Below are 14,180 nucleotides of genomic sequence, written 5' to 3' on the forward strand. Positions count from 1 at the left end.
CGTTGATGAACATGTGAGCGCACGCCGCTCGTTTTTCAACGAGACCTATCTCACTTTGGCGTGATTTCGGCAAGGCTGGCATCGAGAAAGGCATCGTCAAGAAGAAGAGGCATTCCCGTTTCCGTATAGATCAGGAGACAGTCGATCGAACGATCCGGATAAAGGGGTTTCAGTATTGACCGGTAAATGGCGAGCTGTGCCCGGTGGGGAAGCGGTACGTCTTCGATTTTTGCCGGGGGATTTCGGTTTGTCTTGAAATCCGCCAGGATGACCCGGTCTTCCAAGACCGCCAGCCGGTCGAGCCGGCCGGAAATGGCATATTCCCGCCTTCCCAGCCGCAAGGTGCCCATGGTGGCAACCTCTGCCCGGGAACCGGGGCCGAATAGGCGGGCCAAGCCGGGATCGCCAAGAAGCCCCATGGTCCTGGCAACCAGTTCTTCTCGTTCCTGCAACGGCCAGGAGCGGGCCGAGCGTGTCAGATAGCGGCGCGCTGCCTCTTCCCTATCCGCTTCCGGCAGATCCGGGAGGACCTGCAGGAGGCGGTGGGTGAGCTTGCCCCTTTGGGCAGCCCGATTGGGTGCCGGTCCGTCCCTGAAAAGAGGGGAAATGACGAGACGGTCGCCTTCCTCCTCTTCGACCACCACCCCCGCCTCCGACGGGCTGAGGGGACGGGGCAGGAAAGGCTCATCCGGCAACGGCATGGACAGAGCCTCTGGAAGCGGCGGCAGGCTTGCGGTTGCCTCTGCAATCGGGGCCGTGTCGCTCTCGGGGAGACGGCCTGCATCGACCCAGCGCAACCCCTCCCATTCGCCGTCAGGACCGACAAAGCGCGCTTCCCTTACCTCACCGGCCGCCTCCGAAAGAGCCGACCGTACAAGCGTATGCCAGGTGCCGACGACCTCACGTGTACCGCGATAACCGCAAATGAGAAGATGGTCCGCTGCCCTCGTCATGCCCACATACAGAAGCCGGCGATATTCTTCTTCCGCAGAATTTCGCAATCGGGCTTCATCAGCTGCCGTCACGGAGTTGCTGAAGGCACGGCTGGGGAGCCAAACCGGGACTGGCCCGGTTCGTGTGTCGACGAACCGGAGTTTCGGCATGTGCTGCGCATTAAAGGGTTGAGACCCGCCATCGACGAGGAAGACGACGGGCGCTTCCAAGCCCTTTGCCGCATGCACCGTCATGATGCGCACCTCGCCTCGACCCTTGTCCTGCTCCCGCTTCACCTCGGGAGATTCCATCTCGAGCGTAGCCAGGAAGGCGGTGAGACCGGGCAAGCCGGTGGTTTCATGGTCCAGGGCAAAGCTCAGAAATTCATCCAGAATGTCGGAAGCTTCGCTGCCCAGCCGGGCAAGGAACCGTCGCCGTCCACCAAAAGACCCCAGAACACGGGCATAAAAATCATGAACGGGGGCGTGCCGAGCGAGCCGCCCCATGGCAAGCAGATCGCTGAAGGCGAGACCAAAGCGCGGATTGGTTTCGGCCATCAACGACAGATGACGGAAGAGAGACAGCCCGTCCGGCCGGCGCGCCGCAAGCTCGAAGAGATCCTCTTCGCCCAGATTGAAGAGCGGACTTTTCAAGACTGCAGCAAGCGAAAGATCGTCGCCTTCCTGGCAGAGCACGCGGCCAAGCGCCATCAGATCCTGGATCGCGATATGGCTCGTCAGCTTAAGTCGGTCCGCGCCCGCAACGGGAATGGAGCCAAGGCGCTTCAGGGCCCGATTCAAGGCATTGACGAAAGCATCGCGCTTGCGCACCAGCACCAGGATGTCACCCGCTTCGATAAGCCGTTTTTTGCCCTTCTCCAGGATGGCGGTCTTGCCCACCATCTCCGCGATCCTGTGGGCGATCCTGCGGGCCAAAATGGCTGCTGGAGCGCTCTCCGGCGTGGAGTCGAAGGGAGCCGTCCAGTCTTCGTCGGGTGGGGAGGGTTCCGCAGGGATCATATTCCAGAGTTCAACCGAACCCGGATGGCCGATGCGTGACGAGCGGTGTTGAACGGCTTCACCCATCGCACTCAAGCCGCGCGCATTTTCCGCGCTGGCAAAGACCTGGTCGACGGCCTTCAGCACCGCATCCGTAGAGCGGAAGGAAAGCGGCAGCCGGATGGAGGAAAACTGCCCGTTGACGCTCGCCTTGCGGCTCACCGTCCGCCTTTCTTCCGAAAACCGTTCCGGTCTGGCGCCTTGAAAGGAGTAGATGGACTGCTTTTCGTCGCCGACGGCAAACAGTGTCCGTCGTACGCTTCTCGCGGAATGGCCGGAGAAAAAGTCGTCTGCAAGGGCACCGATGATGCGCCATTGCTCCGGACTCGTATCCTGTGCCTCGTCGACGAGGATATGATCGATCCCCTGATCGAGCTTGTAATGCACCCAGGGCGCCGCGTCCGAACGGGTCAGCAGATCGGCGGTGCGCACGATCAGATCTTCAAAGTCGAGATAGCACCGCCTTCTTTTCAGGTTCTCGTAATCGGTCTCCAACCGCTCGGCGAGTATCAGCGCAGAATGGCTGGCGTCGAGCATGGCATGGATCCGCCAGCGGTCGACAAGGGTCGCCACATGCGACTGCGCTTCCAGTACGGCCGCCTCGAGCTCAGGATGGGCATTGATCATCTTTGTCGTCAGGATGCCGGAAAGGGCCTTGGGTTCTTCTTTTTGGGTCAGAAACACGGATTTCAGCAGATCGAGCCGTCGCTCCGGATCGGTTTCCTGCACGACCGCTTCAAGTAACCCCGCGCTGTCGCTCGCCTTCTTGCCTCCGATAGTGCTGGCTGCTTCGAGATAGGCCTGCAGCAAAGATCCCCGCAATCCGGGAAGCGGCCAGGCTGCCCCAAGAACGGCGGTGCCCGTCTCCCCCTCCGGAAGACCAAAGGCTCGCCGGAGGTTGCTTTCGACATTCCCGGTCAACATGGCTTCTTTCAGGAAGCGGCGTATGGGATTTCGAAAGGCGATGATTGTATCGAGCAGGTCTTCCAGACCTGTGTCGTCTGCCAACTCAAGCACGTGGGCAAAGGCTGCCGCAAGCGTGTCATCCGCCTCGCTTCGGGTTGCGCTCAGCAGACTGCGCTTCGCATCTGCCAGAAGTGCGGCTGCCGAACGGTCGTCGAGAACCGAAAAATGTCCTGCCACATTGGCTTCCAGCGGAAACTGATGAAGCAGTGCTTCTGAAAAAGCGTGAATCGTCTGGATTTTCAGCCCGCCTGGTGTCTCCAGGGCACGAGCGAACAGTCGACGGGCTTCCAGAAGGCGGAGTGAATCCGGCTCACGACCTTCGATCTCGGTAAGCCGGCGGCTCAGTTCATCATCGCTGATCGTCGCCCATTCCGACAGTCGCTGAAAAACGCGGTTGGACATTTCAGACGCCGCCGCCTTTGTATAGGTCAGGCAAAGAATGGCAGACGGGCGCGCACCAGACAGCAGCAGCCGCATGACGCGCTGGGTCAGTACATGGGTTTTGCCCGAGCCTGCATTGGCGGAAACCCACGCTGAACGGTCGGGGTCGGAAGCGATCGACTGCTGTACGGTTGTCCAGCCAACCCATGCGCCGGGCTCGCGAAGTTCTGGAAGGGGCTCGAATTCACTCATCGCTTTCGGCCTCCTCGCTGTCGGCTGTGGCCCATTCGGCAACCCGCGCGAGGTGATCGTAATCGCCCGCATATTCTCGGGCGCTGGCGGGAATGAGGCGGGACATAAAGCCGCGCTCGCCGCGCTTGAGGACCTCGACGAACCGATGCAGCTCGTGGACCGATTCCTGTGCCAGATAGGCCGCAGATTTCACCTGAGCCGAGGAGGACGTTTTCGCCTTGTCGTTATTGACGGCTTCTTCGGCGAAACGACGGCCGGGGCGCAGGCGTACATACAGCAGGTCATCCGGATCCATGGCTTTCACACCCTTGAAAGCACCTCCCATCAAAGCCGCTGCTTCGAGTGCCAGCTGGGGATCCAGGAGGCTGCGCGCCTGCGCTTTGGACGGATTGGATCCGGTCTTGTAATCGATGATGTCTGCAAGCCCATTGGCCTTGAGATCGATCCGGTCCGCCACACCCGTCAGGCTGATGCCGAGAGCCGGAAGCTCCAGCCGTGCACGAACTTCTGTGAGACTACCGATGATTCCCTCTTCCCGCCGTTCCTGCCACCGGAGAAAGGCAGCCCCCACGTCCTTGAAGCGGGGGCGCCAGACCGCATCCACATGGGCAGGCAGGTTTTCCCGGTCGAATTCTTCTTCGAGAATCCGGCTCATTGCATCGAGGGCGCCCGGAGTGCCGGCCTTGTGTCCTTCCCGGATGAACCGGTCCACGATGCGATGATAGAGTATTCCCCGTTCCGCTGTTCCGGGATCGGAATTATACCCCTCCAAAGGATCGAGCCTGAGGACGCGTCGGGCATAGATGGCATAAGGATCGCGACGAAGCCGGCCGACTTCGCTGAACGAATAGGATTTGGGCTGCATTTCGGCCGGCGGCCGGGGATCAGGCCGTTGCGCGGGCTCCTGCCGCTCGTCGTTATCGAGGCACGCCGCCCAGTGACAATAGGCGCGGGCTCTTTCCCGCAAACCCTCGGCAAAATCCTGGCCACCCAGGGCGATCAACCGCTGCAGCCATCGGGACGCGACGGCTGGAGCCGATCCGGTCCGGGCAGAGCGGGAGTAGATGAGATGCCTTGTTCCGTTCGCCATCTCGAAATCATGCGCATGCTGGCCAGTTCGCCGCTCGGGTGGCTCCAGCCCGATGCCGGTTTTCATCATGCGAGAAAGAAAGGGATTACCCGAGGTCTGGGCCGGCCAGATACCCTCGTTCAGGCCTCCGAGGATCAGCGTATCCACCGTTTGGAGACGTGCTTCCAGAGTACCGAAGATAAAGACGCGGGGATGACTCATGGCGCGGGGCTTTACCTGCTCACCGGCCAGAAAGGCATCCATGATGTCAGCCCATTGCGGCCCATCGGCCTCGATGATCCCGTCCGTTTCGATAATCGAAGACAGAAGATCCGCCAGAGCCGCTCCGGCCTCATCGGACCAAAGCGGACCAAATCCTTTGGACGGGCAGCACGCGACAGCTTCCAGGGCACGCCCGGTGCGTTCCGCCCACGCGGAGAGGGCCAGCGCCTGCCGAGGCGTGCCGTCTCTCTCGGTGCTCTCCAAGGCCTCACTGAGAGGCGCGACTGCCTTTGCGATCCGAGCCGCCAGGGCGCGCGCGGGTTCGATGGCGTCAGCGGCAAGGGATTTGCGCCATTCCGGGACATGATAGGCTTCGGCCTGTTCCTTGAGCCTCTGTTCGAGAAGCGTATCGAGAGTGGAAAGGCTGACCGCCCCGGTGCCGCCGCGAAGCGCCAGTAGCTCAAGGGCAGAGGCCGCCTGAGGCAAGGTGTCGGCATCCATGCCGAAGCGGGCGAGCGGATGCTTGAGGAGGGCGATCACGGCCACCGGATCTCCCGGGCGGAGCGTAGATTCAAGCAACAGCCGGGTGAGCGTCCCCTGCTGTGTGGCCATCAGCGGCGTGCCCGCGGTGTCGTCGGCCTCGATTCCAAAACGGGCAAGCTCTGCTTTCACCCGGCGCGCCAGGCCCCGATCCGGCGTAATCAGCGCGGCCTGCGACGGGCCATGCCGGCCAGGTCGCTCCAGCGCCAGGCGAAGGGCTACGGCGATCGCAGCGGCTTCCTCCCGTTCATTGGCAGCTTCGATGAGGCTCACATCCGCAAAGGCGCTCTCGAAGGCTCCCGGCTCGAGGCTGTCGCGCCACGACCGCCATCGGCTGGTCGATTCTGCAGGCGCCAGCGCTGCGGAAAGAATTTTCTGTCGTAGAACCATATCCCCGGACGGTTCGGCAAGCGGCAAGACTTTGTCACGCTGCACGCCGAGTTTTTGCAGGAGAACAGCCAGACCATACTGCGAATGCGAGCGGCGGGCCGGGTCAGGAAGAAGACCGTCTGCCCCGAGGGGCGCCACGTCCTTCCAGTCTTCGTCATTCATGACCTGGTCCAGACCGGGAAGCACAACGGCCCCCTGCTTCAGTCCCGCCACCACACCGATCAGTTCGGCAGTCGCCGGCACCGATCCGGTGGATCCGGCAACAATGACCGGATCGGCCTTGCCATCAAGGGCGGCCAGCCGTCGCGCCTCGACACGCAACAGCGCGTTCCTGTGGCGGGCTGACGAGGAAGCCTTCAGTTCTTCCAGTCGAGCAGGCCAGAAATGGCTGGCGATCTTCAGGAATTCGGCCGTTAGCTGCCACCAGGCCGAATAGGCCTCCGTATCGAGCCGGCGAAGATCCTCCCAGTCACGCTCCTCGGTTTCGATGGAATCGATGAGCTCCGACAGGTCGCGGGCCAGCCAGACCGCATCGGCCGGACTTGCGGGCGCGGCGAGCGGCGAATCCGGATGCATGCGCGCCACTGTTTCGGGCAGTTTGTTTCGCCACGCCAGAATGAGGCGCGCCAACTCCAGCAATCGGGCTGTCGAGGGCAAGGGCTCGGCAAGATCCAGGACTTCGGGCGGCTCGAGATCGAAGTAACCGGAATCATCGTCTGTTTCGCCCAGCGGCCGGATCTGCGGAAGAATGGCCGCCCGGCCTCCCAGCAGGGTGACAAATTCCGATCGCAGCACGCGTACGGCTCTGCGTGTGGGGACATAGATGGTCAGCGAAGCCAGATTTTCGGGAGCCGCGGGGTCAAGCCTGAAATCCGGCACAACCTTGCCCTCGCAAATGGCGGCAGCCAATGTGGGGAGAAAGGGAAGTCCCGGAGGGATGGTCAGTACACGGCGGGAGCTCCTCGCCATGTCATCGCTCCAGCCGTCGTGCCAAAACGGCCTCTGCAGCCGTGATTGCCTCCGGTGTTCCCACAGTTATCCAGTCCGCGTCCAGCACTATGCCAAAGAGCCGTCCGGAATGGATTGCCCTGTCAAAATAGATGTTGAGATTGAAAGCGTCGCGTGGCGCATCGGCAAAAAGCGCGGGGTGTACCGCCAACGCTCCCGCATAAACAACGGGGCATGGCATTCCTTCCTGGTAGCGGCTCAATCGCCCCTCTGCCCCGATGCTGAAATCCTTCTTGCCATTATGCCCGGTCGTCTTCTCCAGCGGTACGCAGAGCAGAAGCATATCCATCCGTCGGGCATCAAACGCTTCGGCCAGCTGCAAAAGCGCAGGTTTTTCTCCCGTCGCTTCGTTCACCCAGAAAAGGTCTGCATTCATGACGAGCGTCGGTTCGTCGGACAAGAGTTCGAGACCTTTGACCAGACCGCCGCCGGAATTCATCAGAGCGGACCGCTCGTCCGACAGGACGATGCGGAGTCGCGTTTCGCTGGCAAGGTGGTTTTCCATCTGATCCGCGAAGTGGTGGACATTCACGCATGCCGTGCGAACGCCCGCCTCGAGCAGAAGATCCAGGACATAATCGATCATCGGCTTGCCACCGACAGGAACAAGCGGCTTGGGCATCCGGTCCGTGATAGGCCGCAGCCGTGTTCCAAGCCCTGCGGCCAGTATCATGGCCTGACTTATCGGAGATCTGGTATCCGGCATGGTCATCCCGTCATGATTCGAGGATGCCTATTCGAGCCTCGATAAACCAGTTGCGCAAGGGTTGGAGAGCATCCTGCATCAGTGCTTTTTCAAGATAACGCAAGGTGCGGGGTATGTGCTTCATATAGGCGGCTTTGCCGTCCCGTTGCCAAAGGCGCACCCAAAGTCCGGCCAACTTGCAATTTCTTTGGGCTTCCAGGACGGCCAGATCCCGACGAAAACGCACCACATCGAATGAAGGAGTGTTCCTTCTTGCTTCCAGATAGGCGGAAAGCAGGCGGTCCCCCATGGCTTCCGGAATTGTCACGCGCGCATCCTGGATCAGGGAAGCCACGTCATAGGCCGTAGGGCCGATCATCGAATCCTGAAAGTCAAGAATGCCTATTTTGCGGATACCCTTTTCCGTCGCCCGCCAGATCAGGTTGGGCGAGTGATAATCGCGCAATAGGAGATTTTTCTCGGATGCGCCCAGATCATCGATCAACTGGCGCCAGATGTCTTGATAGGACTCCCGCTCCTGCCGGCTGGCCTCATGCCCCCGCTTCCACGGGAGATACCAATCGAGCAAAAGCCGGGTCTCCATGGCCATCGGCACTTGATCGAAATCCGGAATGACGTGGCGATGGTAGGATCCGGCGGCCTGCTTCACCTCGATTTCGCGAGCGAAAGGCGCGGCATGGAGTCTGGCCAGAATCAGAATCGCCTCGCGATACCGTTCCTCGATCGGCTCGCCGGCCTCGTCGAGCACGCTGTCGGCACCGAGATCGCTGAGCAGCAGGATGCCTTTCTCGCAATCCTGCGCCAGCACCTGCGGGACGGCGAAGCCCTGCCTGTCCATTTCTTCCGCCAGGGCGATGAAGGGCCAGGCATTCTGGGCGATATGGGCAACTTTCGCATAGGGTTTGCCTTCAAAGACAGGCGGCCCTTCCGGGGGTTTTGGCCAATCCATCAAGATCAGGCGGGAGCCATCCGGACGAGGGATATACTCATAGGCTCTGACAGAGGCATCGCCGGTGAGATATCGGCGCTCCGCGTCGGGAAACCCGTGGTTTTTGAGAAATTCCCGGATCGCCAGGCTGCGTTCGATTCGGGCCAGCGCGGCACCGTCTGCGGAAATGTCGGCCCGCCGGCCTTGATCGTCATGATTGATAACGATCCTGATTTGCCCGGCAGGAAGAGCCTCCGGCATGCGTTCCGGCCATTCGACGATTGCGATCCCATCGCGGATGGCTTCGTCAAATCCCAATTCTTCCAGCTCCGAACGATCGGAAAGACGATAGAAGTCGAAATGGGCAGCCGGGATACGCAGATCGTAGTTTTGCACGAGCGTGAATGTGGGGCTGGGAACCTCAAGTTCCGGATCATCGGCAATCGTTCGCAGCAAAGCGCGGGCAAGCGTGGATTTTCCCGCACCGAGATCGCCCGAGAGCGAGAGCACGTCACCGGGCCTCATGGCGAGCGCCAAATCGCTCCCCAGGCGTTGTGTCTCGGCTTCATCTGCAAGGTGCAGGGAAATCTGCATCTTATTCCGCCGCGATCACCCGGGCCGATTCTCCGGACGGAATGCGGCACGTGACCGTGGTTCCGCCACCGGCAGGACTTTCGATGCCGACCGAACCATTGTGAAGGTGGACGAAGCTTTCGACGATGGATAGCCCAAGCCCGGTGCCGCTTCGCTTGCCGCCCCGACCATTGGTTTCAAATCGGTCAAAGACGGATTTCAGCATGTCCGCCGGTATGCCGGGGCCTGTATCCGAAACGGAGAAGACGAAGTCGCTGCCATCCCGCTCACAGCGCAGCGTGATGGTAGAGCGCTCGGGAGCGAAATTCGCTGCATTGTTCAGAAGCTTCAGCAGGATCTGCTTCAGGCGTTGCTGGTCTGCCAGGATCGAACCGAGGCTTGCCGGAGCCACGATTTCCAGCATCACGCCGGATTCCTGCAGCCGGTCGGCGATGTGAATCGCGACGTCATCCAGCAGATCGTCGATGGACACATCGGTATAGTTCAGCTTCATGATACCGGCGTCGACCGTCGCCAGGTCCAGAATATCGTTCACGAGCGTGAGAAGCACGGCGGAGGACGTGGAAATATAATCCACATACTCGGCCTGCCTGGGTGTCAGCGTACCGGCTGCCGGGGTTTTCAGCAGATCGGTAAAGCCGATGATATTGGTCAGGGGAGAGCGCAGCTCGTAAGATACGTGCTGGACGAAATCGTTCTTCAGGTCGTCGGCCTTGCGAAGGGCCTCGTTTTTCTCCGTAAGCGCCCGTTCGGCCCGAACACTGTCGGTCATGTTCACGAAGGTGAGCATGGTTTGCGCATTGGGAAGCGGAATGACCGCATAATCGAGTACAAGTCCCGATTTCAGCTCCAGAGTGCCCTGCAGGGAAGGCCGCTCGTCATCGAAGCTGGTAATCATTTTTCCGTACTGGCGCCAACCGTCCGGTTGGTCGTAACTGGGCTTGCAGGCATCCTCGATCGCGCGGATATGGGTTCCGGGCGCAGTCTGTACCTCGGTGACGCCCCACAGAGCCCGGAATGCGGGATTGGAAAGCTTGATCCGGCCGTCGGGACCGAACACCGCGACCCCTTCTGCCAGATGGTCGATCGTTTCGCCCTGTACCTGCTGCAAGGTATTGTAGCGGGTTTCCAGATCGACCTGCTCGGTAAGGTTCTCGAACACCCAGGTTGCCCCGCCTTGCGGGTGGGCCGTGGCGAAGACCCGCAGGGTTTGCCCATTCGGCAGGTGCCAGAGATCGGTCTGGGTATCGAGCGCCTGATAGGCGGAAAGGGCATTGTCCTTCCAGCTCTTCCAGTTCAGTTGTTCCGGGAGTTTCTTCGCAGAACGAAGCCGGTCGAGAAGTTCGCTATTATCCGGCGCGGATTCCAGGAAAGCGATATCCAGCTCCCAGAGGCGCACAAAAGCCTGATTGTAGAACTGGAGCCGCCGATTGCCATCGAAGATCGCCACGGGCGTTGCCAGATGATTGAGCGTTTCCGCATGCGCCTGAATGGTGCGGCGAAGCTCTTCGCGCACCCGCTCCGTTTCGGAAACATCGACGGCCATTCCGGCTGCCCCCTGCGCCGAGCGTACATCCACGACGTCGTAGAACGTCCGCGCACCCTTGACCACAGTGGAAAGCTTGTCGTGGAATGGCGATTCAGCCGTCGCCGTCGCCTTGATTTTCTCCCGCGCCACGGTCCCGAGAATTTCGCGCCCTTCCTCGACGGCCTGGTGGGGCGAGGCGGCCTCCACCGCTTCTCCATAGGCCTCATTGACCCAGGTCAGGTTGCCGTCACGGTCGCGCTGCCAGACCGGCATGTCGATGGAATCGAGCAGCTTCTGGAACAGCGAGATCGAGCTCGAAAGACGTTCATGCTCGATCTTCAGCTCGGCCAGTTCGGCCCGCAGGTTGTTGAGGGCCACGAAACGGACAAAAGCGCGCCCGCCGGATACCCGCCCCTGGACCTCGAGCACTTCTTCGCGATGGGTCTCCACGACCAGATCGAATGTTTGCGCATGGCTCCGCAACTGGTCGATGGCCCGGTCGATCTCGGCTGCCGATTGGCTCTTCAACCACCGGCCGAAGGCCAGAAATTCGCTGCCTGGTTCCGGCGCTCCCGTTTCCAGTGGCAGATGACCCAGAATTTCCGGCTTGCTGTCATGCTCGTCCCATATGACGATCCGGCGGTTCTTGTCGGCAATGAGGGCCTGATAGCGGGAAATGCGCTGTTGTGCATCGGAAAGAGCCGAGCGAACCTCGCGGCTTTCGTTTTCGATCGTTCCTTTCTGGCGGATGAGCCAGACGGCCGAAAAGAGCGCTGCGGATATGACTCCCATCACCAGGGACGACGCAATCGCTTCGAATGAGGTGAAAAGGCGTGCTTCCACCGCACGGGTTTCCGCTGCCAGAACGGGCGCGGTCAAACCCGCAAGCGCCGTTCCCGAAAGCCATAAGCCACGCAGTCCCGCCTTCAGGCGGGCAGGCCTGCTACCAACTGATTTCGATACGAGGGTAACGCCCGTCACAGATGAGCGAGCGCTATCCACGGCCCGCTCGCGCGTGCCAAATTTTCTGTCCGACATTCCGGTCTGTCTCCGTCCTTGGTGCCGCATCTCGACAAGACATCCCATTTCCAGAGGGCTGCGCTTGGCCGCAAAACCTCCGAATCAAGTCCTAAAAAGATACTGTGGAAGGGATTCGCCGGAAAGAGTCCGGGGCAAAAAAGAAGCCGTCGCCTTTTGTCAAGGCGACGGCCACAAGATGTTGTGGATATGGGCGCTATGGTTAATAGCGGTAGTGTTCCGCCTTGAACGGGCCGCTGGTTTCCACGCCTATATAGGCGGCCTGCTCGGGCAAAAGCTCCGTCAGGCTTGCGCCAAGCTTTTCGAGGTGAAGGCGTGCGACCTTCTCGTCGAGGTGTTTGGGCAGGACATAGACGTCGTTCTTGTACTCGCCCTGCTTGGTGAAGAGCTCGATCTGGGCAAGAACCTGATTGGTGAAAGAGGCGGACATCACGAAAGACGGATGGCCCGTTGCGTTGCCCAGATTGAGCAGGCGACCTTCCGACAGGAGGATCATGCGGTTGCCTTTCGGGAACTCGATCATGTCGACCTGGGGCTTGATGTTGGTCCACTTCAGGTTCCGCAGCGCGGCGACCTGAATTTCATTGTCGAAATGGCCGATATTGCCGACGATGGCCATATCTTTCATCTCGCGCATGTGCTCGATGCGGATGACATCCTTGTTGCCGGTCGTGGTGATGAAGATATCCGCCGATGCGACGACATCCTCCAGCCGAACCACTTCAAAACCGTCCATGGCGGCTTGAAGGGCGCAGATCGGATCGATTTCCGTCACCTTGACGCGAGCACCTGCGCCGCGCAGCGAGGCAGCAGAGCCCTTGCCGACGTCGCCATAACCGCACACGACGGCGACCTTGCCCGCCATCATGACATCCGTTCCGCGACGGATGCCGTCCACCAGCGATTCCTTGCAGCCGTACTTGTTGTCGAACTTGGACTTCGTCACCGAGTCGTTCACGTTGATCGCGGGGAACGGCAGAAGCTTCTTTTCCGCCAGCTGGTAGAGACGATGGACGCCGGTGGTGGTTTCTTCCGTCACGCCCTTGATCGCGTCGCGCTGCTTGGTGAACCAGCCCGGAGAAGCTTTCAGCCGCTTCTTGATCTGCGCGAACAGAATCTCTTCTTCTTCCGAACCGGGCGTGCTCAGCACGTCTTCGCCGGCCTCCGCGCGGGCGCCGAGCAGAATGTACATGGTCGCATCGCCGCCATCATCGAGGATCATGTTCGAGACGCCACCGTCGGCCCAATGGAAAATCTTGTCGGTATATTCCCAATATTCTTCCAGGCTTTCACCCTTCACCGCAAAGACCGGAACGCCCGATGCGGCAATTGCCGCGGCAGCGTGATCCTGGGTGGAAAAGATGTTGCAGGATGCCCAGCGAACATCCGCCCCCAGGGCGACCAGGGTCTCGATCAGCACGGCCGTCTGGATGGTCATGTGCAGCGAGCCGGAAATCCGGGCGCCCTTCAGCGGCTTGCGATCGCCGAATTCTGTCCGGCAAGCCATCAGGCCGGGCATTTCCGTTTCCGCAATGCTGATTTCCTTGCGGCCGAAGTCGGCAAGGGCGATATCGGCGACGATGTAGTCCTTCACAGCGCTCATAAATTTCTCCAGGCGGGTTGAGGGCCCGGGAGCAATCATGCGTCTATCCGGGCAAAGGCATTCCAAGAATCTTCGCACGGCACGAATGCGGTGCCGGCTTTGGTGGCAGCCGATGTAGCAGTAATCGAGATTTATGGCAATAAGGATATAAAGAAGTCTTTATGTGGTAAGCGTTCTTACATTTCTTCGCCGAATTTGTCGGCGATGAGGGCGTCCAGCGCGTCGAGCGCTTCCTGCGCCTGGGCGCCCTCGGCTGTGACGAGAATCGTGCAGCCAGGGCTTGCCGCCAGCATCATCAGACCCATGATCGAAGTGCCCCCGACCGTCATGCCATCGCGACTGACGGTAATCTTGGCATCGAAACCGTCCACGACCTGAACGAATTTTGCCGATGCCCGCGCGTGCAATCCCCGTTTGTTGATGATCAGCAATTCACGGGAAAGCAGTTCGGCCATGGTCTTGTCCTGGTGAGGTTACTTGCCGCTGAGAACGCGGCTTGCGACGTTGATGTACTTTCGCCCCGCTTCGGAGGCATCGGCCAGCGCTTTTTCCATATTGTTCTCGCCCCGCACACCGGCCAGCTTGATCAGCATGGGCAAATTCATTCCCGCAATGACCTCTACATGACCGGCCTGCATCACCGAGATGGCCATGTTGGAGGGCGTGCCCCCGAACATGTCCGTCAGAATGATGACGCCATGACCTTCGTTCGCGCGCATTACGGCTTCCAGGATATCCTGACGGCGCTGGTCCATGTCGTCTTCCGGGCCGATCGAAATCGTTTCGATCAGCTTCTGCGGTCCGACGACGTGTTCAACGGCATGTCGAAATTCTTCAGCCAGCTTGCCATGAGTGACAAGCACAACTCCGATCATTTAAAAATGCTCCTAAAGCCTCACCGATCAGAAGAGCCAAATATCGCAATGCAGCACTTTCGTCCACCGGGACGAATGGCTGAATGATG

At 60.3% G+C, this 14,180-nt stretch carries 8 protein-coding genes; all 8 read right to left on the reverse strand.

Going from position 1 to position 14,180, the window contains the following annotated elements; translation table 11 throughout:
- Window positions 1-50: 50 nt before the first annotated feature.
- The 8 genes from addA to ACT54B_RS16065 all read right to left on the reverse strand — a co-directional run bounded on the left by addA (window position 51) and on the right by ACT54B_RS16065 (window position 14,091).
- Window positions 51-3,590 (reverse strand): double-strand break repair helicase AddA, encoded by a 3,540-nt coding sequence (gene addA, locus ACT54B_RS16030; RefSeq protein WP_476046165.1) that lies wholly within the window; start codon window positions 3,588-3,590, stop codon window positions 51-53.
- Window positions 3,583-6,780: a double-strand break repair protein AddB gene (addB, locus tag ACT54B_RS16035; RefSeq protein ID WP_476046166.1), complete on the reverse strand. Its 3,198-nt coding sequence runs from the start codon at window positions 6,778-6,780 to the stop codon at window positions 3,583-3,585. Before addB ends, addA begins: the two co-directional genes overlap by 8 nt.
- 1 nt (window position 6,781) lies before the next feature.
- Window positions 6,782-7,525 carry a nucleotidyltransferase family protein gene (locus ACT54B_RS16040; protein ID WP_476046168.1) on the reverse strand — a complete coding sequence of 248 codons (744 nt, stop codon included), beginning with the start codon at window positions 7,523-7,525 and terminating at the stop codon, window positions 6,782-6,784.
- A gap of 10 nt (window positions 7,526-7,535) precedes the next feature.
- On the reverse strand, window positions 7,536-9,047 hold the full coding sequence (tsaE, locus tag ACT54B_RS16045) for a tRNA (adenosine(37)-N6)-threonylcarbamoyltransferase complex ATPase subunit type 1 TsaE (protein ID WP_476046169.1): 1,512 nt from the start codon (window positions 9,045-9,047) through the stop codon (window positions 7,536-7,538).
- Window position 9,048: 1 nt separating this feature from the next.
- Window positions 9,049-11,613 (reverse strand): PAS domain-containing sensor histidine kinase, encoded by a 2,565-nt coding sequence (locus ACT54B_RS16050; protein ID WP_476046171.1) that lies wholly within the window; start codon window positions 11,611-11,613, stop codon window positions 9,049-9,051.
- A gap of 202 nt (window positions 11,614-11,815) precedes the next feature.
- The gene (gene ahcY, locus ACT54B_RS16055) at window positions 11,816-13,216 is read right to left on the reverse strand and encodes an adenosylhomocysteinase (RefSeq protein WP_476046173.1); all 1,401 of its coding nucleotides are present in this window, start codon (window positions 13,214-13,216) and stop codon (window positions 11,816-11,818) included.
- Between the two features lie 176 nt (window positions 13,217-13,392).
- On the reverse strand, window positions 13,393-13,671 hold the full coding sequence (locus tag ACT54B_RS16060) for an HPr family phosphocarrier protein (RefSeq protein ID WP_476046175.1): 279 nt from the start codon (window positions 13,669-13,671) through the stop codon (window positions 13,393-13,395).
- An 18-nt stretch (window positions 13,672-13,689) separates the two neighbouring features.
- Window positions 13,690-14,091 carry a PTS sugar transporter subunit IIA gene (locus tag ACT54B_RS16065; RefSeq protein WP_476046177.1) on the reverse strand — a complete coding sequence of 134 codons (402 nt, stop codon included), beginning with the start codon at window positions 14,089-14,091 and terminating at the stop codon, window positions 13,690-13,692.
- Between the last annotated feature and the right edge of the window lie 89 nt (window positions 14,092-14,180).

Source organism: Gellertiella sp. DMC107, assembly GCF_056313605.1.